Here is a 19,455-nt window from a genome sequence, read left to right on the forward strand (position 1 = left end):
GTTATCGCAGTGCGCCTTTCGCTTTCAACGCAGCCTCTTTTTCCGGATTGATCCACCACAAATCCAGATGACCCAACGAATAGGGCGGCAGGTTTTCGGGGTATTCGTACATATCGTAATATGCCGTCCAGTAGTCAGCGATGAATCCCACAGGGACCACGAAGAACTCATAACGCAAGGCGCGATCAAGCGCAGTAAGTGCCGTGTCCTGATCTGCCTGATTGTCGGTTTCAAAAGACGCTTCAATGATTGCGTCAACTAGGGGGCTAGCCAATCCGGCGGGGTTAAAGAGGCTGAATGCAGCTTCTTCCGATCCATACATCTGGCTTAACCCGCCGCCTGTGGACAGGAATGAACCGTAACGTGTGGAATAGACCATATCGTAGTCCCTCTCGCGGCTGCGAAGGGTGTACTGCGCCGGGTCAACCTTTTCAGCCGAAGCGTCGACACCAATAGACTGCAAGTTCTGAACGTAGGTTTCGATCATGGTTGCTGTCGATGTCGGCAGGTTTGAAGGATAGGGAATATTCACCTTCAATGTCTGCCCTTCGGCATTGCGCCGCACATTGCCATCACCAACAGGCCAACCGGCCTCGTCCAGTATTTTCGCTGCTTTGCGAAGATTTCTCCGATCGTTCAGACGCGCAGGATTTGACTCGTGGGCCAAGACAGCAGGCTCTGTCAGAAAGTCTCCGGGCACAACGTTACCCAACGCTTGCAAAAACGCCAGCTCATCACCTTCAGGCAGACCTTTTGCCTCAAGCGGGGTGCCTTGAATGAAGGAATTGCGTGGCGCATTCAGCCCGAACAGCAAAGACTCGTTTGCCCATTCGAAATTAAAGGCTAAGGCAAGGGCTTTGCGGACATCCTTGTCAGCAAACTGCGGTTTTCCCAGATTGAAAACAAAACCCGATGGGGTCGGCGGACTACCATCCACGATCTCATCGCGAACCACCACGCCTTCGCTCAGCTTGGGGAAATCATACCCCGTCGCCCAAAGCTTGGGGTCGCTTTCGATACGCAGCGTGTACTCACCGGCTTTGAAACCCTCGAACGCCGCGGTCTGATCAGCAAAGTACTCGACGCGGATTGTGTCGAAGTTGTTCCGGCCAACATTAAACGGCAGATCCTTGCCCCAATAATCATCACGGCGCTTGTAAACGATCCGACGATTGATGTCGTAGCTGTCAAGCTTATACGGACCTGATCCAACCGCTACTTCCAGGCGAGGCTCATCCAGGCGCCTGGACTCATCCGCTTCGAACCACGCTTTTGAAAATACGGGGGTCGAGCCTACTGTTTCGATCAGGCTACGGCGTGTGACTTCGGGGTTAAACGAGAACTTAACCGTATGTTCATCCAGCGCTTCGGCCCCCGTCACCATGCGACCTACGGCCTGCGCGTAAGAGGGCAGACCCTGTTCGATGAACAGGCGGTGGCTATAGACGACATCTTCCGCCGTCACCGGCGTTCCATCCCAAAAGGTTGCTTCGGGTCGCAGGTGAAAAATGACGTAGTTCCGACCTTCGTCATACTCCAGACTTTCTGCCAATACTCCGTAATATTGCCCGACACCGTCATCCGCACTTTCAAACAAGCGATCATATTGCAGCGTCGTCAAAGCGCCAGCGCGCCCCTTGCGGGAATAGGGATTGAGAGAATCGAACGTGCCCGAGGCAGCCAAAGAAAGCTCACCACCTTTAGGAGCATCCGGGTTCACATAGTTCAGGTGAGCGTAATCAGCGGGATAATCCAGATTGCCGAAATATGAGTAGCCATGACTGCTGGTAACACCATCGTCCAAAGCCTGCACGATTTGCGGAGTGATCAAAGCCGTGCACAGCCCCAATATGCCAGCCCAAGGCCGTATCTTAAGATCACGTGCAGCGGGCATCAGGGATATCATGTGGCTCGTCCTTTGGGTCATTGTTATCATCAATGTCGTAACCGCTAGCTAAAGTGCCAACGCTGACAGATTCAAGTTTAGAATGCGTGAGCGCTTTGTGAAGTTTCCTTCAGACAAAAAAAGCCGCTGCATGGGGCAGCGGCTTTGGAAAGCTTTGATCTGACTGGCAATCAGTTGCCGATTGTCTGCAGATAGGCAATCACGTCTGCGCGATCCTGCGGCTTTTTCAGACCCGCAAAGCTCATCGATGTGCCCGAGATGTAGGCGCTTGGGCGTTCCAGGAAGGCATCCAGCGCCTCAGGCGTCCAGTTGCCGCCGTGGGCCTGCATGCTGGCCGAGTAACCTGTAAAGCCCTTGGCCGATGCAACAGGGCGGTCCACAACAGCGTACAGGTATGGGCCCGTTCCGTTTGCGCCGTCTTCCAGCTTGTGGCACGCGGTGCACTTGCGGAAAACCTTGGCACCTTTCTCAACGTCAGCGGCGGCCAGCAGGTCTTCGAAGACCACTTCTTCACCGTCGGCGCTTTCGCCCGAGCTTTCGGTTTCGATAATGTAGGCGGCCTCAGCGTGGCCATGGCCACCGGAAGAATAGAGGACATCCGCCCCCCATTTGGCCAGAAGCAGCACCAGGAAAGTGCCGAACAGGCCTGCAGCGGCCTTGGTAACTGTCATCGTGTCGAACATTGATCGCGAGTCCATTTCAGCTGTCTGGGCTGCTGTCTAAGGCTTCCCCTTACGAGAGGCAAGGTATAGACACCGCGACGAAACGACCAAATCGCGAACTTGTTGCATGGAATCGACCAAATGACCAATCGCATCGCATTTCAAGGTGAACCGGGCGCCTATAGTCACGAGGCGTGCCGCAACGCGCGGCCCGATATGGAGGCCCTGCCCTGCCGTACTTTCGAAGATGTGATCGAATCGGTTCGTTCCGGCGCGGCCGATCTGGCGATGCTTCCGGTCGAAAACACAACCTACGGACGGGTCGCCGATATTCACCGGCTGTTGCCTCATAGCGGCTTGCATATCATCGGCGAGGCATTTGTGCGGGTACATATCAACTTGTTGGGCGTCCCCGGCGCAAAACTGGAAGATATCACCGAGGCACATTCTCATCTGGTGCTGCTGCCGCAATGCGCGGGGTTCCTGAAAAAGCACGACATTCGCGGGCGTGTCAGCCCCGACAACGCCCGCGCGGCACGCGAAGTGGCTGAGGTGGGCGACCTCCACTCTGCAGCGCTGGCCAGCGAATTGGCTGGTGAGATCTACAACCTGAATGTGCTGGCCCGCCACATCGAGGACAGTGACGACAACACGACCCGTTTCCTTGTGATGTCCCGCCAGTTCGATCTGACACGTCGCGGCGAACATGGCATGATCACCAGCTTTGTGTTTCAGGTCCGCAATATCCCGGCGGCGCTTTACAAGGCGATGGGCGGCTTTGCTACCAACGGGATCAACATGACCAAGCTGGAAAGCTATATGGTCGACGGATCCTTCACCGCGACACAGTTCTATGCAGATATCGTCGGGCATCCCGACGACCGGAATGTACAACTGGCCATGGACGAGTTAGAGCATTTCACGACCAACGTTGAAATACTGGGCGTTTACCCAGCCGCGCAACCGCGCGGATAGGTAACAATTCCTTCGATTGGGCAAATTTGGATTGGCGCAGGTTGCTGCGCCCAGCCTCCTTGCAAGCGATCATCACGCTAGCGCTTGTGGCCGTTCAACTCGACAACCTGCCTCTTTTGCTCAATCGCACAATGTAACAGCGCAACAGCGTTTTGTTATGCGCCATGCAGATGGCGCTGCTCCAACTCGCGTGCAAATTCACTCAGCCGGGATTGCAGCTGTTTGCGAAACCGGGATTGGCCCAACTTTACAGATTGCAACAACAGGCGTGCAGGCAAGGTTTTGGCCGCCAGTGACATCTCGAGGCTCAGGCGCGTTCTGCGCGGTGACAGGGCCAGAAAATCCACACTTGTCAGGCCGGTCATGCCCTTGCTGTTGGCCTCGAAACGCATTTGCGAATGCCGGTCGTAGCCCGCCATGATCACCGACATCTGGCGCAACTTGCCGCGCAGCTTGAACTCTGTCTGCCATTCAGTTCCCGCAGCAAAGATCGCCTCGGCATCTGAGCGCCTTACGTCGATCCCCCGGCGCATGGCCATGCGTTCGAACCGCTCGAAATCCGACACCATGTCGAATACCGCGTTGATTGGGGCTTCGATATCCTCACGGGCTGAAAACTGCATGATACCCTTCGATGTTTATGGCCGCGCCAATATTTCGTCAGTCCAGCGTATCCGCAAGCCAGTTCTCAAGAAGAAAATGTGCGATTGCACCTTTGCGAGCGGGCAACAGAGTTGGATGGTCCCCGGCAAAGGCCTGCATCATCTCGGATTTGCTCACCCACATCGCCTCTTCGATCTCGACGGGATCAATAGCGATGTCACACGATAGTGCCTCACCCGCGCAGCCGAACATCAACGAAGCCGGGAATGGCCAGGGCTGGCTGGACAGATAGGATACTTCCCCGACCGGCACGCCCGCCTCTTCCATTACCTCGCGGCGTACGGCAGCTTCCAAGGTTTCTCCGGGCTCGACAAAGCCGGCCAGCAACGAAAACATCCCCTCGGGCCAACCCGGAGACCGCCCCATCAGCACATTCTCCCCATATGTGATCAACATGATCACAACAGGGTCGGTACGTGGGAAGTGTTGCCCGCCACATGATGGACAACTGCGTTGCCAACCGCCTTGCGACATCTCACTGGCTGCACCGCAACGCGCGCAAAATCGATGCGTTTCGTGCCAGCCGATCACTGCCTTAGCCATCGCGGCCAGTTCCGCATCCCGCGCTGACAATCGCGTCATGATCCGGCGCAACTCGGCAAAAACATACCCATCCGGCAAATCCGGGTGCTGCTGCTCAGATTTGTCTACGAACTCCCCTAGTCCGGTCAGGTCCAGACCTTCGGCCGTCCAGGCCGAGATATCCAAGGCAAACAAAGGCGCATCTTCGGCGGTCAAACCCAAAAAAACCGGGGCCTCAACTACGCCTTCGGGGCCGTCACTGACCAACGAATGCGTCATAGGCAGCAAAGCAAGCTGATCCAGCCCGTCACCTTCAACCAGAACTTTGCCGCGCCACACCATCATGCATTGCGCGGCCGGGTTGTTTGTCGCTTCTGCCAGAAGTTCAGCGCTCCCGCGAATATGGGCCGCCCGATCCAGACCCGAGCCGCCAAACGTCACCTGCTCTGCGTGTTTCATTGGGTTTCCTTTTGGTTCGGGGCACAGGGCTGTCATGTCACAGCCTGCGTTGCAATGGCAATTCAATCCTTTGCGCTACACATCGCCGCCGTCGAAAAGCCGCATGGCGGCCTCGGAAAAATCATTTAAGTTACGCTCTATGCTATTTAATCAATAACCCTTTTCAAAAGCAGACTATCCAAAGTGAAGCAAAACCCATTGAAGCAGGTACGCCCCGCGAAAAACTACGGGCGTGTTCGCATTCTGGCAACGACTGACCTGCATATGCACCTGACAGGTTTTGACTATTACACGGACACCCAGGACCCGACGCTTGGGTTAACGCGCACCGCCAGCCTGATCCGAAACGCCCGTCAACAAGCCCATGACACGTTGGTCCTTTTGGTGGACAACGGAGATTCTATTCAGGGTACACCTCTGGGCGAATGGGCTGTCCGTAACGACACACCGCATCCGATGATGCAGGCGTTCGCGGCGCTTGGTTACGACGCCATCGGCCTTGGAAACCATGATTTCGGCTTTGGGCTGTCAACCTTGGACGACATCCTCGCACAAGCGCCATGCCCGGTTTTGTGCAGCAACTTGCTTCGCTCGGGCGGCAATCAGATCTGGCATAGCCATGCAATCCTGGACCGAACCGTATCTGTGAACGGCACCGAGACACCCATTCGCATCGGCCTTATTTCTGGTCTTCCCCCCCAGACCGTCCGCTGGGAAGAACATCACCTGAACGGAGAGGTAACAGCCAGCGGTATCTTCTCAACCGCGCGCGACCTGACTGGGCTTCTGCGCAATCAAGGGTGTGATCTGATAGTGATGTTGGCCCATTCAGGCCTGGGTCCGGCGGATGCTTCTGAAGGCATGGAAAACGCCGTCATCCCCCTGGCAGCTATAGATGGAATCGACGCAATTGTCGCCGGGCACACTCACTTGACCTTTCCAGGCGGCGGCCACGGCGACGCCTCGTATCTCGATCAGGAAAAAGGGTTGATACATGAAACACCGGTTGTCATGGCCGGTTCCGCGGGGTCGTATCTTGGCGTAATCGATCTGGTTGTTACACCTCGGCCAGATGCCGGGTTCAGCGTTACGGATTGCCACGTTGAACTGCACCCTGTCTGTGAAAATGGCGCTGAGGTCGATGAAGACGATGACTTGGTGCGCCTTGTTGCCAATGCCCATCGTCAAACCCGTCGCGCAGTGGCCAAACCTGTGGCGCACGTGGCTGACACCATGCACAGCTATTTCAGCTTCTGCGCACCAGATCGCGGGCTGGCCCTGGTTGCCGCGGCACAGGCTGCAGCTCTGCGTCCTTTCCTGCATGGATCCGCCCCGGGCGAATTACCGCTTTTGTCAGTCGTGGCTCCCGGTAAAAGCGGCGGCCGCGCAGGCCCCAGGCACTTTACGGATGTTCCGGCAGGAGAAATATGCCTGCGTCATGTTGCGGATCTGTATCCGTTTCCCAACGAATTGCGTGCCATCCAGATCAGCGGCGCAGATGTGCTGGACTGGCTTGAAATGTCGGCAAGCATGTTCAACCAGCTTGCCTGTGATGTCGAAACGGATCTGATCAACCCCGAACGCGCCGGGTACAATTTCGACGTCATCTTTGGCCTGACCTATAAAATTGATCCGTCGCAACCAGCGCGCTTCAACGCCGAGGGGCGCATGATCGATCCTGCTAACAGACGGATTCGCGACCTGAAATACGCAGGCCAGCCGGTTCTTCCTGAACAGAGATTAGTGCTGGCCAGCAACAATTACCGCGTCAGCGGTGGTGGGCATTTCCCCGCCGCTTCCACGGCCCAACGCATCAATCTGCCGTCGCTGGACATCAAGGATTTGGTGCGGGATTACCTGTCCGATCGCCTTCCGCCTGATCCAATCGCGCAGCAACCTTATCCTTTTGTGCTGGCACCCCAAACAGGTACACAATCCGTGCTTCGAACCGGTCCGGGTGCGTTAAAACACATTAACGAATTGCGCCCGTTCAAAGCCAGACTGCTGGAATCAGATTCCAATGGGTTCGAACGTATTCGCCTGACATTCTGACGGGTTGTCTTTTGCCCACACCTTCCCTATATCCAGACTCGAGAGGTTGGCGCGGGCGAGCGCCTCGCCAACCTGGTCAGGTCCGGAAGGAAGCAGCCACAACGAGCCCCGCTTGGGTCGATGTCCAACCTCTCACTTCATGAACCTTAGCCACAGGAGGGCTTTATGATTGTAACAAAAACCCTTCGGGCAGCGCGGTTCTGATCTCACACTACTTGCTGACTGCCTGAACACATGACCCGGGGATGCGCGATCGCCATCCGTTGGGATTGCTGTTTCTGACAACAGGCAGACCAATGAATTCTTCACTTTCGGACCTTGGATGGTCCTCTCACTTTGCCGCGCAACACGCGGCTCATCCTTCGTGCACGCCTTTTCGCATCGCTTCCGTTCATAGGGACCGCCTGATCGGGCTGAACCCGCAGGGCGAAACTCCATTGCTGACCCTTGATCAATCGACCGGCAGCTATGCCGTCGGAGACTGGGTTCTCACGGACGACGACAATCGCGTGCAACATCTACTCGACCGGCGCAGCCTGTTACACCGACGCGCCGCCGGTACAGGCGCTGCGACGCAACTGATCGCTGCCAATGTCGATGTGCTGTTCATCGTCAGTTCGTGCAACGCTGATTTCAACCTGCCCCGGCTAGAGCGTTATCTGGCACTTGCACATCAGGCAGGATGTTACCCGGTTGTTGTCCTGACAAAGGCTGACCAATCGGATGACCCCAATCGTTTCTCGGAACAGGTGCAGGCTCTGGACCCGTTTCTGACAGTTCTGGCGATCAACGCGCTGGACCTAACGGAAATGGAAAAGGTCTTATCCTGGTGCCCCAAAGGCCAGACCGGAGCACTGGTTGGGTCGTCAGGTGTTGGCAAGACAACATTGTCCAACGGCTTGACCGATCAGGATCTGGCGACATCAGGTATTCGCGAGAACGACGCTCGCGGTCGGCACACAACCACGGCGCGCGCGTTACATCGGATGCGCAACGGCGGCTGGCTGATTGATACGCCTGGAATGCGCGCATTGCGTCTGCTTGAAGCTCAGGACGGTATCGACGAGGTGTTCTCGGACCTCACCGAACTTGGCCTGAACTGCCGTTTTTCAGATTGTCAGCACGAATCCGAACCAGGCTGTGCCGTACAGCGGGCGATCAAACAAGGCGTGCTTGACCCTGCCCGCTTGGATCGATGGCGAAAGCTTCGGCGCGAAGATCAGCGCAACTCGGAAACCGTCGCCCAATCCCGGGCACGGGACAAAGCGTTCGGTAAGATGGTGCGGGGTGTCATGAAGGATCGAAAACTGCATAAAGGGCGCTAAGCGAAAGGTGCTCGGTAATTCAAAAGTCGAGCCTGATCACGCGATCAGGCTCGGCCAAACTGCCGCATTACGCCGAGCAAAAGCTCCGATATGGCCAATCTCTGACAATCCGAAGTCATCAGACCTAAGCAGGTGCCGCTTAGCCTCGGCGCCATAAAGGTCGGCAAGCCGCCAGACAGCTTCGGGCGGGACCATCTGGTCGTCCTCGAAAGTGAACAAATCCACGGGTCTACCGGAGCCGTCCCAACGCGCCTCAGGAAGGTTTTGTCCGATTTCAGGTACATAATTCAAAGGAGCCGTGCACCATTTGCGCCATTGCCAGTAGACTGAGGCCGGCAAATCCGCACCAAACCCGATCGCCTTTCCCGGCAGATAGCCAAGTGCTTTGACCAGTACCGGTGCGTGTCCATACCAGAAAACACCGGCCAATCCACGGTAAGGCCATGGGTGATCACTGAGGGTTACGAGCCCCGAACACACGCAAATCATCCGATCGATTTGGTCGATGTCGGGCTGAACAGGCCCCAGCATCGCACCAACGGAATGACCAATGGTCCATTGCTGCGCATCGGGATAACGCCTGCGCATTTCCGCCCGCGCCGCTGGCATATCGATCAAGGCCCAATCCGCCATTGTCGCACGCGCATCTTTCATGCGACCGGTCAGAGAATGCCCGAAATCCCGGTAGTCATAGGTCAGACATGCCATGCCTCGCTCTGCCGCAAGCCAATGCGCGAAGTGGCGATAATAGTCGCGCGGCACACCCGTTGCACTATTCAGCACAACCACGGTTTCAGGCTCTGACAGCGGTCGGTACAACCGTGCTGCAAGGGTCGTGGACCCGGATGGGAAAAGGAAATCTTCAGCCGACACCGTCTGCTCTGCGTCCAACATGATCCCTGACCCTGCACTGAAAAACTGAATTGCTTGGCTTCAATTTTTTAAACACTAAAGAGGAACGTTCCCCCCATCCAGCATGACCACACGTCGGGGTAAAAGATCAGCTTGACTCGGAACCGGATCAGACGCTAGCGATTGTGTGATGGTTCCTGTCCCCCACAAGGGGTCGGGATGAAAAGGGAACACGGTGCGGTTCAGTCTGGTCATCCGGGCGCAAACCAAATCCGCGACTGCCCCCGCAACTGTAAGCGGTGAGCGATGCCAAAACACCACTGGCCCCAAAGGCTGGGAAGGTCGGCAAAGCCATGACCCGCAAGTCAGGAGACCTGCCATCGGAACTGAAACCGAAACTCGGGCGGGGTGTCCGGGCAGGTCCTGACAGCACGTTGCCGTCCCACCTGACCCAACTCTCCTGCCCACCACGCGCGGAGGGCGCAGGATGATCTGGAAGACGAAGACGCATGAATACAGTGCAACGGTGTGTCAGCGGACGGGCAAAACCTGCCCTGCCCTGGCGCGGCTGGCACGCTCAATTTCCGAGGCGATGAAGCAGGCCACAGCCGCCACAAGCGACGGGTTCGAGTTCGAAGGTGGCAGTGAATTGTCACATTGCACGCAAGGATGCCACGCAACTTTCCGAGCGCAATCAGACAGAATTCGCATCTTTTGCGATACACAGCCTGAAGCAGAGCCGCAGGACCTGAACGCTTACGCCGATCTGATCTTTGGAAACACGTTCAGCACCTTGCCATCCGGCATCATTACAGACCCACCCTGCGCGATGATCGACGTTGCAAAGCTGCGGCCTCGCAAACCCGTGCACGCGCCTGAACAGATTTCGGCCTAAGACTATACGACTTGAGCCTGAAAATTCTGTGCTGCCCAGGCCAATTGGGCGTCTGTTTCCACGGCACAAGGACGCAGCGCCCGCAAACGCTCCAGGGCTTTGTCTGGCTGTTCGCCGCATTCGACCATCAGCCGCAGAACAACCATTCCCGACCTGCCGCAGCCGCCCCGACAATGCACCAGTACCCGCCCTCCACCCGTCAAAGCATGCCGGGCGGCCGCGCTGATCGAGGGCCACGCCTCTTCAACTGCAGGCGTAGGGGCGCCAAAGTCTTCGATCGGCAGATGCACCCACCGGCTGGCGCGGCTTTGGATATCGCTGCCGAATTCCTGCGCCCCGTTTTGGAGCATCTCGACGTCCGTTGTCATTGAAACAACCAGCCCCGGCTTCCATGCGGCAATCGTATCCAGATCCCTTTCATAATCCCCGCCCCGTCCGGGCATCGATGTCAGGGCAAGTGTACCCCCCGCGACTTGCAGGGCATAGATAACCAGTTGCGACATAAACCAGTGTCCTCCACCAAGAACTCTTAACGAAAATGCACCATAAATTTTGTTGGACCAGCTTAGTGCGAATCCGGTCAGAATCTAAATCAAAAATCATCGCGCCTCGCAGTGGACGCGGAAGGCAGCGACCACTACGCTGAGCCGAAGCACCGAATCCGACCGAGAAAACATGACCGACACGCCCAGCCCCGCCTATCAGGTTCTCGCCCGCAAATATCGCCCGGAAACCTTTGCCGATCTGGTGGGTCAGGATGCCATGGTGCGCACCCTGAAAAACGCGTTCGAAGCGGACCGGATTGCGCAGGCTTTCATCATGACCGGCATTCGCGGAACCGGTAAAACCACCACCGCACGGATCATCGCCAAGGGTATGAACTGTATCGGGCCCGACGGCAATGGCGGCCCGACGACCGAACCTTGCGGCCAATGCGAACACTGCGCAGCTATCATGGAAGGCCGCCACGTCGATGTGATGGAGATGGACGCCGCCAGCCGAACTGGCGTGAACGATATTCGCGAGATTATCGACAGTGTCCGCTATCGCGCCGCCAGCGCGCGTTACAAGATATACATCATCGATGAGGTCCACATGCTTTCGACCAGCGCTTTCAACGCGCTGCTCAAGACGCTTGAGGAACCGCCCGAGCATGTGAAGTTCATCTTTGCAACCACTGAAATCCGCAAGGTGCCGGTCACAGTTCTGTCGCGCTGTCAGCGCTTTGACCTGCGCCGGATCGAACCCGAGGATATGATCGGCCTTCTGCAAAAGATCGCGTCAGCGGAAGGCGCTGAGATCGCAGAAGATGCGCTGGCGCTGATCACGCGCGCCGCGGAAGGGTCTGCAAGGGATGCAACCTCGCTGCTGGATCAGGCGATATCGCACGGGGCGGGTGAAACCACTGCCGAACAGGTTCGCGCAATGCTGGGCCTTGCGGACCGTGGCCGCGTTCTGGACCTGATGGACATGATCCTGCGGGGCGACGCCGCAGGCGCACTGACGGAACTCAGCGGCCAATACGCAGAAGGTGCTGACCCATTGGCTGTCTTGCGCGATCTGGCTGAGATCACACATTGGGTGTCCGTCGTGAAGATCACGCCAGACGCCGCCGAAGACCCAACCGTTTCTCCGGACGAACGGAGCCGTGGACAGCACCTGGCAGAGGCCCTGCCGATGCGCGTTCTGACCCGGATGTGGCAGATGTTGCTGAAAGCGCTCGAAGAAGTCTCGGCCGCGCCCAATGCCATGATGGCCGCTGAGATGGCCGTTATCCGCCTGACTCATGTGGCGGATCTGCCCAGCCCTGAAGAACTGGTCAAACGGCTGCAGGACGCCCCGCCGCCTCCGGCAGGTGGACCCAGCGGCGGCACCTTGATGTCTCGGCAGGGTGCAACACCCGCGCAGGCCAGCGCCACCCCCGCATCCACATACGCCTCGGCCCCACGTGGTTCAAGCGGCGCGCCGGTTGCCGCATTGGCACAGGATGCTCAGACGGCCCTGGCCCGGTACCCGACCTTTGAGCACGTGGTCGAACTGATCCGCGCCAACCGCGACGTGAAGCTTCTGGTTGAAGTGGAAAACGGCGTGCGACTTGTGTCTTATCAGCCCGGTCGGATCGAGTTCACCCCAGCCACGCAGGCACCGACAGACCTTGCGCCCCGGCTGGGCTCTGCCCTGCAACGCTGGACAGGCAACAGATGGGCTGTCTCGATCGTCTCGAACGGGGATGCTCCGACAATTGCCGAAGTGCGAGATGAGGCCGAGCTGGCCTTGAAGGCCGAAGCTGAAAAGCATCCTCTGGTTCAGGCGGTGCTGGCGCAATTCCCCAAGGCAAAGATCACAAAGATCGAGACGCCGGAACAACGCGCCGCCCAGGTCGAGACCGAAGCGCTTCCTGAAGTTGAAGATGAGTGGGACCCGTTCGAAGAAGACTGACCCGAAAGCGCTCGATCCCGTGTCGCAAACGAAGCAGATCGACCCTTCAAACAGGTACACCCTTCCATGATGTCAGGGAGGGATTTCATGCGAACATCACCACTGCACCCACGTTTCGGATTGGTCGTTCACGACCTGGATTTGCGCGACGTTACCAAACAGCGTTACTTTCCGGAAATCCGGCGCGCATTCGAAACCCGCTCTGTGCTTTTGTTTCCGGCCCAATCGATATCTGATGCGGACCACATTCGCCTTGCCGAACTTTTTGGGCCATTGGAAAACCGTGAAGCCATGGCAGCGGGTCGCGATGTTGAGTTTCAGCTTCCCGAACTGACAAACAAAACCAAGGATGGGCTGCGTGCGAAAGACGATCTGCGCCTGTTGGATTTGCAGGCCAACATGTTGTGGCACACAGACAGCACGTTCCTGCCGACGCCGGCGCTGATCAATATTCTGACGGCAAAAGTCGTCCCGCCATCCGGCGGCGAAACCGAGATCGCATCGACCCGCGCCGCTTGGGCGGATTTGCCAGATCGTCTGAAATCCGTTCTTAGGGACGCCATCATCTGGCACCGGTTGTCGCATTCCCGTTCAAAAATTTCAGCCGACCTCGCTGCGCTGCCAAAAATGACGCGATGGCCAGATCGCCCATGGCGCGCGATTTGGCCGAACCCGGTAACCGGAGAAGAAGCCCTGTTCATCGCCTCGCACGCCTTTGCCATCGAAGGCATGGGGCATGAACAAAGTCAGTCCCTACTGGACGAAGCCATCGCGTTTTGCACGCAGCCCGAATACGTCTATTCGCACCATTGGTCCGTCGGCGATGTATTGATCTGGGACGAGCGCGCAACAATGCATCGCGGTCGTCCCTGGGACTACGACCATCCAAGAACCCTGAAATCGATCTGCTGCTCGGTTACCGAGACAGACGGCTTGCACGACGTCCGCGTGGTTTGAAAGACCTCTCCGACCGGCGGGACAACCCTTGTGCCGCGCTTCGACGGGCCGTATCTAGAGACCAAACAGAGACACAGGAGAATACCTATGCTGAAAGGACTCGGCGGGCTTGGCGGTCTGGGCGACATGGCCAAGATGATGAAATCCGCGCAGGACTTGCAAACAAAGATGACCGAAATGCAGGAAGAGCTGAACAACATGATGGTTGTCGGTGAATCCGGGGCTGGTCTGGTCAAGGCGACGGCGACCGCCAAAGGCGAGCTCAAAGGTCTGGACATCGACCCGTCGATATTCAACGGTGACGACAAGGAAGTGGTCGAAGACCTGATTTTGGCTGCCATCAAGGACGCGCAGACCAAAGCTGCCGAGCGCTCTCAGGCTGAAATGGCCAAGCTGACCGAAAGCATGGGCCTGCCCGCAGACATCAAGCTGCCGTTCTGATTTTCATCATTTCACAATTGGATTCGCCGGAGCTTCCCTCCGGCGATACGCAGGACAGACCGTGAGTTCGAACAGCGACATCGACAATCTGATCGACCTGATGGCCAAACTGCCCGGCCTTGGCCCCCGCTCGGCCCGCCGCGCGGTGTTGCACCTGATTCGAAAACGCGCCCTGCTGCTGACGCCCCTTTCAGACGCGATGCAGCAGGTCGCAATCACCGCTCGGGAATGCCTGAATTGCGGCAATGTGGGCACCACCGATATCTGTGACATCTGCAACAGCGAGGACCGCGCAACCGGAGAGCTGTGCGTCGTCGAAGACGTGGCCGACCTCTGGGCGATGGAACGCGCTGGCGTGTTCAAGGGCCGCTATCACGTTCTGGGCGGCACGCTGTCGGCGCTGGACGGAGTTGGCCCGGACGAATTGCGCATCCCGCGCCTGAAGGATCGGGTTCTGGCCGAAGGGATCACAGAGGTTATCCTTGCGCTCAACGCCACCGTCGATGGCCAAACCACAGCCCACTACATCGCCGATCAGTTGGAGGGGCAGGTCCGCCTGACCTCACTGGCTCAGGGCGTGCCGATTGGCGGAGAGCTGGATTATCTGGATGACGGGACAATCACCGCGGCACTCAGGGCGCGAAAGGAAATATAGCGGGTCGTGTTGGACCAGCGCGACAACTGCATTGTCGCCCTAACGCTTATCAAAGCATGCTCGCAGGCTTCAGGTGTAAGCACCAGACGAGTAGGTCAGCTCATACGAGTGGCTGTAGAGTTCGAATACGATACCAAATGGGTCTTCAACATAGACCATGCGGTATGGCTTTTCTCCGGGATAATAGTGCCGGATCGGCATCCGCTGTTTTCCACCGGCTTGCACAATCTTTTCGACCAGACCTTCGACGTCAGGGTCCTGAATGCAAAAGTGAAACGTTCCATTTCTGCGGAAATCGATGTTGTTTTCGGGCGCGTAATTCCCGTCAAACTCAAAAAGCTCAATCCCGATGCGATCCGCAGTCGCCAGATGTGCGATACGTAGTTTTTTCCAATCCGGACCAAAAACATCCGTGCACATGACGCCAATATCCGAGTCATCCTCGACCACATCCGTGGGCGTCATGATGACGTAAAACCCTAGGACCTCGGAGTAGAATTTTACAGCCTCATCCACATTTGGAACCGACAATCCGATATGTGAAAAGGTTCTTGGAAATTGAGACATGGAACGCTCCTGAATCTGTTTCGGCATAAAACTATGGGTCAGCGTCCGGGTTTCAAGTTGCTGGCCAAGCCTTCATAGCAGGGTTCACCCTTGCGCATGGATCAAGACCCGGAGTCAAAAAGGTCGCTAAAAAGCAAAAGGGCCTTTGCCTTCCGTGCGCGCGTAGTAGAATGCCTCAGACTTGATCCCTTTGATTGGAATACGTTATGACCCGCCTTCTCGCCCTCACCTTCGCCACCTTCACTGCAACCACCGCCCTGTCGCAGGAACTTGTCGACAAGGGCTTCGTCGAAGGCTGGAACATCATGATGGACCCAGCACTTGGCAATGGCTGTCTGATCCAGACGGTGTATCAGGATCTCTCGGTGGTCAGGTTGGGCTACGACGCATTGGGCAATCGCGGGTATTTCGCAGTCTACAACAAGGCGTGGGGCGACATTAAACAGGGTGAGAGCTATCCGATCCGCTTTGATCTGGACGGCAAAAGCTATGATGCCACGGCCATCGGGTTCAACGAGCGCGACGTGCCGGGCGCAACCGTGTTTTTCACCGACAGAAGCTTCGTCAACGCAATCGCCCAGAACAAGACAATGACCGTCTACAATCCGGCTGGTGAGGTCGTCATGGCCATCGATCTCAAAGGCACCGCCAAAGCACTGGATTATGCCCGCGATTGTCAGAACAAAAAGCTTTAACGAATCGGATCGAACAGAGCGTCCTTTGCGGTGCAGTCGCGGATCACGTCACGGCCACAAGGCACGGGGTTAAGGTCGCGCGACAGGCACAGGCGGACCTCTTCGATATAGCCTTGCTTGCACGTGACGGTGATCATGTCGCGCTCTAGTTCGGGATTGGCCTTCAGAAACGCTTCTTCGACCACTTCGGCGGGCAACTTCACGGATGCGTCCAGCTTACGGAAGACCTCCGGGCGCTCAACCGCGTCATAGGTACTCCGGGACAGCGCGAAATAATCGGCTGCCGACAGCCCGGAACAGGTGCCGTGTTTCTTCCACTGGTGCCAGGCCAAGCCTGCACTGCCCTGAATATCTTCCATTTCGCGTGTCATACGTCGGGTTGGCGGTGCTTCCGGCGTTCTGCAATACGACGGCCAGCCTTGGTGAAATTGCGGCCAAAGGCCATGCAGAATCCAGCCATGATCATGCCGCGCATCGCACTGATCAGACCCACGCGCATCACCTTCGCGGACGCACCAGTTGGGCGACCAGCTGAGCGACAGAACATAGTAGTCGAACTCTCCGGCCTTTTCGCCGTCGGCCTGCGCAGCAATCGCGCTGAAGACCCACAATACCAGCCCCGAAATACCGTGGCGCATTCGCCTCTTCCCTTCTTGCCTTGCCGCGACTATATAGGCCCCAAGTTCCCCGACAACGGAAACCTGCCCCAAATCCCCGGGGCCGCCGCATTCCGGCGACGGGACAGATGTATGTATAGGAGACGGGCTGATGGCAAAACCGCTTATGGCCAAGGCAACCGCCGTATGGCTGGTGGACAACACCACGATCAGCTTCAAGCAGATCGCGGATTTCGTAGGAATGCACGAGTTGGAAGTGCAGGGTATCGCCGATGGTGATGTCGCTGCTGGCGTTAAGGGCTTTGACCCGATCGCCAACAACCAGCTGACCCAGGACGAGATCGACGCGGCGCAGAACAACCCGCTTCACAAGCTGAAGCTCAAGTTCAATCCTTCGGCCGCTGGCGAAGAAAAGCGCCGTGGTCCGCGTTACACCCCGCTGTCTAAACGCCAAGACCGTCCGAACTCGATCCTGTGGCTGGTCAAGTTCCACCCCGAACTCAGCGATGGCCAGATTGCCAAGCTGGTGGGCACCACGAAACCGACAATCCAGTCGATCCGCGAGCGTACCCACTGGAACATCACCAACATGCAACCCATCGATCCGGTTGCTTTGGGCCTTTGCAAACAATCCGAGCTGGACACAGCCGTTCAGAAAGCAGCCGCCAAGAAAGCAGCCGAAGGCGGTGTGATGAGCGATGATGAGCGTCGCAAACTGGTCTCGACCGAACAGTCTCTGGAAATGGATGCCGCGCCGAAAATCCCGACGGCCATTGAAGGGCTCGAAACCTTCTCGCTGTCCGACGAACCAGCAGAAGAAAAAGACGAAGAGCCGGTCATCGATGCCGACAGCTTCTTCAACCTTCCCAAAGGTGGGGCGGATGACGAAGACGAAGATGATCTTCGCCCATAATCCAAAATCTGCCCTGGCCGGTACGGCTGGGGCTTTTTTACGGACTAGCCATGCTTAACGTTTTTTCCGCTGTTTTTGGCCCGCATCGCGCCGTCTCGATTTATGCCTTCCTCAAAACCTGGGGTCTTGGTTTGGCTGGCGGCGTTGTCATGATCGCTATTGTCACGTTCCTGTTTCTGCTGGGTGACGAAGGTGAACACGAGCACGAAGCCTTCCTGACAGTACCGGTTTTGACTGCGACTGCGGTGAACGGAGATCTTAAAAACGGAGTCATCGCCTCGGTTCGGTTGCCGGATGGATCTGCTACTTCAATCACGTCGACCGAAGGGCAAATTTCCCAAACCGTGGGCACAACGGCTTGTATCGAGAAACGCGTATATGTCGAAAGTGGCGAGGCCCGGTATAGGTTCAAACTGCCACACCTGTGCGAAGACAACTGATGGGTTGAACCCGTGTAATAAAGCCGCCCGGCCCTCACGTCGGGCGGCTTTTGTATTTATACCATCTGAAAGATGATGCCTGCGAAAATCGCACCACCCACACCAAGACTCAGGTAGGTCGCAAACACGCGGGGTTTGACCAACGACCACACAGCGGCCATCGCCGGGATCGAGCTGACGGCACCGGCAACCATAAAAGACATGGCCGCCCCTGCTGTCATTCCTTGCTCCATCAAACCGGCCAGCAGTGGCGGTGCGACGTACGAGTTCAGATAGGCCGGCATTCCCACCAAAGCGGCGACAACGATGGGCAGCACACCTTCCCCACCAACCGCGCCAGCGATGAGGTCGGCAGGCACGTAGTTGACCAACAGCGCTTCGAGCACATAGGCCAGAGCCAGCCATTTCAAAAGGAACAAGCCGTTGTGCACGAATTCCGAGCGGAACCGAACGCGTCGCTCGGGCTCCTGCCAGAATTTCCAGACTGGCTTGTCATCCAGTTTTGGACCGCATCCGCAGCATCCAGCCGGTTTGTATTCGCGCAGAGGCTGGGCAAATGCACCATGGCGCATCAGCAGCCGCACCGCGAACCCACCAAACAGGCCCAAAGCAACGGCCGCGACGGCTTTGCCAATGGCAAAGGGCCATCCCAATGCACCAGCGGTAATCAAAAGCGTCGGCGGGTCGATCAAGGGCGAACTGAGCCAGAACGCCATGACCGCTGACAATGGCGCCCCAAGGGCCAGAAGACCCGCGATAAAGGGAATGACCTCACAAGAACAGAAGGGCGCCAGCCCGCCAAACAGTGCGGCCAGAAAGATCATCCGGGTCTCGCGCCCCTCAAAGGCGCGCGCAACCATCACTTCCGCACCGGTGGCCTTCAGGTATGACAAGAGCAACACGGCAAACAGGATGTATTGCCCTGTATGCGCCAAAGCCTTGGCGGCAAACGTTATGACTTCGCGCAGATTACTTGGATCCAGGACCGCCACAGCCGCAAGAATTGCAACGATCAATGCCCACGGCGTCTTGATCAGTTCAATCGCGCCCTTGGCAGTCACTTTGGGGTTTTGTGTTAATTCAGCCATCGTTCGCAGCCTCTCCAACCGCGTCGGCGCAACATTCGCTTAGAATGAACTGCGCAAGGTTTCTCAATTCATCGTAACTGGCCCGGTTGATCGTGGTACGCCCGATCTTTTCCTGTTCAACCACACCACCGGCCGCAAGAAACCGCAGGTGATGGGCCAAGGTCGACGGGGCGATACCCGTCCTGCTCTGTATTTCACCAACCGTCAAACCGGCCTCGCCAGCCCGTACCAGGGTCTTGAGGACCTTCAGCCGGGCCTCCGAGCCCATGGCGGAAAATCCGGCAGCTGCTGCTTCCCACATGCGGCACCTCCATTAAACTAGATTTCTGGTT

Annotated in this window: 21 protein-coding genes, 1 other RNA gene and 1 riboswitch; of the genes, 12 read left to right on the forward strand and 10 right to left on the reverse strand. The window is 57.2% G+C overall.

The window, feature by feature from the left end:
* Position 1 precedes the first annotated feature (1 nt).
* Positions 2 to 1,906 carry an extracellular solute-binding protein gene (locus GS632_RS00190; RefSeq protein WP_171721928.1) on the reverse strand — a complete coding sequence of 635 codons (1,905 nt, stop codon included), beginning with the start codon at positions 1,904 to 1,906 and terminating at the stop codon, positions 2 to 4.
* A gap of 170 nt (positions 1,907 to 2,076) precedes the next feature.
* Positions 2,077 to 2,589, reverse strand: coding sequence for a cytochrome c family protein (locus GS632_RS00195; protein WP_171180413.1), 513 nt, complete (start codon positions 2,587 to 2,589; stop codon positions 2,077 to 2,079).
* Positions 2,590 to 2,709: 120 nt separating this feature from the next.
* Here GS632_RS00195 and GS632_RS00200 point away from each other — a divergent pair, with 120 nt between their 5' ends.
* Positions 2,710 to 3,543, forward strand: a complete 834-nt coding sequence (locus tag GS632_RS00200) for a prephenate dehydratase (protein ID WP_171180131.1) — start codon at positions 2,710 to 2,712, stop codon at positions 3,541 to 3,543.
* 155 nt (positions 3,544 to 3,698) lie between these two features.
* Here GS632_RS00200 and GS632_RS00205 read toward each other — a convergent pair whose 3' ends face one another.
* Both GS632_RS00205 and nudC read right to left on the reverse strand, forming a co-directional pair.
* Positions 3,699 to 4,166 (reverse strand): SRPBCC family protein, encoded by a 468-nt coding sequence (locus tag GS632_RS00205; RefSeq protein ID WP_171721929.1) that lies wholly within the window; start codon positions 4,164 to 4,166, stop codon positions 3,699 to 3,701.
* A 37-nt stretch (positions 4,167 to 4,203) separates the two neighbouring features.
* A complete protein-coding gene (gene nudC / locus GS632_RS00210) occupies positions 4,204 to 5,187 on the reverse strand; it encodes an NAD(+) diphosphatase (RefSeq protein WP_171620015.1) in 984 nt (327 codons plus the stop codon).
* Between the two features lie 198 nt (positions 5,188 to 5,385).
* Between nudC and GS632_RS00215 the strand changes: the two genes are divergently transcribed.
* The 3 genes from GS632_RS00215 to rsgA all read left to right on the forward strand — a co-directional run bounded on the left by GS632_RS00215 (position 5,386) and on the right by rsgA (position 8,564).
* Positions 5,386 to 7,239 (forward strand): bifunctional 2',3'-cyclic-nucleotide 2'-phosphodiesterase/3'-nucleotidase, encoded by a 1,854-nt coding sequence (locus tag GS632_RS00215; RefSeq protein WP_253284401.1) that lies wholly within the window; start codon positions 5,386 to 5,388, stop codon positions 7,237 to 7,239.
* 39 nt (positions 7,240 to 7,278) lie between these two features.
* An RNA gene (gene ffs, locus GS632_RS00220) (signal recognition particle sRNA small type) lies at positions 7,279 to 7,377 on the forward strand.
* Positions 7,378 to 7,535: 158 nt separating this feature from the next.
* Positions 7,536 to 8,564, forward strand: coding sequence for a ribosome small subunit-dependent GTPase A (rsgA, locus tag GS632_RS00225; RefSeq protein ID WP_171721930.1), 1,029 nt, complete (start codon positions 7,536 to 7,538; stop codon positions 8,562 to 8,564).
* A gap of 36 nt (positions 8,565 to 8,600) precedes the next feature.
* On the opposite strand, the gene GS632_RS00230 is transcribed toward rsgA, so the two are convergent.
* Positions 8,601 to 9,458 carry a hypothetical protein gene (locus GS632_RS00230; protein WP_171721931.1) on the reverse strand — a complete coding sequence of 286 codons (858 nt, stop codon included), beginning with the start codon at positions 9,456 to 9,458 and terminating at the stop codon, positions 8,601 to 8,603.
* Between the two features lie 132 nt (positions 9,459 to 9,590).
* Positions 9,591 to 9,813, forward strand: a riboswitch (cobalamin riboswitch).
* A gap of 90 nt (positions 9,814 to 9,903) precedes the next feature.
* Between GS632_RS00230 and GS632_RS00235 the strand changes: the two genes are divergently transcribed.
* The gene (locus GS632_RS00235) at positions 9,904 to 10,311 is read left to right on the forward strand and encodes a hypothetical protein (protein WP_171721932.1); all 408 of its coding nucleotides are present in this window, start codon (positions 9,904 to 9,906) and stop codon (positions 10,309 to 10,311) included.
* Between the two features lie 2 nt (positions 10,312 to 10,313).
* On the opposite strand, the gene GS632_RS00240 is transcribed toward GS632_RS00235, so the two are convergent.
* Positions 10,314 to 10,814, reverse strand: coding sequence for a protein-tyrosine phosphatase family protein (locus tag GS632_RS00240; protein ID WP_171180143.1), 501 nt, complete (start codon positions 10,812 to 10,814; stop codon positions 10,314 to 10,316).
* A 172-nt stretch (positions 10,815 to 10,986) separates the two neighbouring features.
* Between GS632_RS00240 and GS632_RS00245 the strand changes: the two genes are divergently transcribed.
* The 4 genes from GS632_RS00245 (at position 10,987) to recR (ending at position 14,803) form a co-directional block, all read left to right on the forward strand.
* Complete coding sequence (locus tag GS632_RS00245) at positions 10,987 to 12,750, forward strand: DNA polymerase III subunit gamma/tau (RefSeq protein ID WP_171721933.1); 1,764 nt, start codon at positions 10,987 to 10,989, stop codon at positions 12,748 to 12,750.
* 87 nt (positions 12,751 to 12,837) lie between these two features.
* A complete protein-coding gene (locus tag GS632_RS00250) occupies positions 12,838 to 13,707 on the forward strand; it encodes a TauD/TfdA family dioxygenase (RefSeq protein WP_171721934.1) in 870 nt (289 codons plus the stop codon).
* A gap of 87 nt (positions 13,708 to 13,794) precedes the next feature.
* Entirely contained in the window at positions 13,795 to 14,148 is a 354-nt protein-coding gene (locus tag GS632_RS00255; protein ID WP_171180148.1) for a YbaB/EbfC family nucleoid-associated protein, read from the forward strand.
* A gap of 61 nt (positions 14,149 to 14,209) precedes the next feature.
* Positions 14,210 to 14,803, forward strand: coding sequence for a recombination mediator RecR (gene recR, locus GS632_RS00260; RefSeq protein ID WP_171180150.1), 594 nt, complete (start codon positions 14,210 to 14,212; stop codon positions 14,801 to 14,803).
* Between the two features lie 69 nt (positions 14,804 to 14,872).
* On the opposite strand, the gene GS632_RS00265 is transcribed toward recR, so the two are convergent.
* The gene (locus tag GS632_RS00265) at positions 14,873 to 15,370 is read right to left on the reverse strand and encodes a lactoylglutathione lyase family protein (RefSeq protein ID WP_171721935.1); all 498 of its coding nucleotides are present in this window, start codon (positions 15,368 to 15,370) and stop codon (positions 14,873 to 14,875) included.
* Positions 15,371 to 15,576: 206 nt separating this feature from the next.
* On the opposite strand from GS632_RS00265, the gene GS632_RS00270 reads away from it, so the two are divergent.
* The gene (locus GS632_RS00270; RefSeq protein ID WP_171236039.1) at positions 15,577 to 16,065 is read left to right on the forward strand and encodes a hypothetical protein; all 489 of its coding nucleotides are present in this window, start codon (positions 15,577 to 15,579) and stop codon (positions 16,063 to 16,065) included.
* Here the strand turns inward: GS632_RS00270 and GS632_RS00275 are convergent.
* Positions 16,062 to 16,703 (reverse strand): ribonuclease T2, encoded by a 642-nt coding sequence (locus tag GS632_RS00275; RefSeq protein WP_171721936.1) that lies wholly within the window; start codon positions 16,701 to 16,703, stop codon positions 16,062 to 16,064. The genes GS632_RS00270 and GS632_RS00275 overlap by 4 nt on opposite strands.
* Before the next feature lie 130 nt (positions 16,704 to 16,833).
* Between GS632_RS00275 and GS632_RS00280 the strand changes: the two genes are divergently transcribed.
* Entirely contained in the window at positions 16,834 to 17,595 is a 762-nt protein-coding gene (locus GS632_RS00280; RefSeq protein WP_171180158.1) for a DUF1013 domain-containing protein, read from the forward strand.
* A 50-nt stretch (positions 17,596 to 17,645) separates the two neighbouring features.
* The gene (locus GS632_RS00285) at positions 17,646 to 18,035 is read left to right on the forward strand and encodes a hypothetical protein (RefSeq protein WP_171180160.1); all 390 of its coding nucleotides are present in this window, start codon (positions 17,646 to 17,648) and stop codon (positions 18,033 to 18,035) included.
* A gap of 56 nt (positions 18,036 to 18,091) precedes the next feature.
* Here the strand turns inward: GS632_RS00285 and GS632_RS00290 are convergent, their stop codons facing one another.
* Entirely contained in the window at positions 18,092 to 19,123 is a 1,032-nt protein-coding gene (locus tag GS632_RS00290) for a permease (RefSeq protein ID WP_171620029.1), read from the reverse strand.
* Positions 19,116 to 19,424, reverse strand: coding sequence for a helix-turn-helix transcriptional regulator (locus GS632_RS00295; protein ID WP_171180164.1), 309 nt, complete (start codon positions 19,422 to 19,424; stop codon positions 19,116 to 19,118). The genes GS632_RS00290 and GS632_RS00295 overlap by 8 nt, the downstream gene beginning before the upstream one ends.
* Positions 19,425 to 19,455 lie beyond the last annotated feature (31 nt).

It is taken from the genome of Ruegeria sp. HKCCD7296 (assembly GCF_013110775.1).
Classification (GTDB): domain Bacteria; phylum Pseudomonadota; class Alphaproteobacteria; order Rhodobacterales; family Rhodobacteraceae; genus Ruegeria.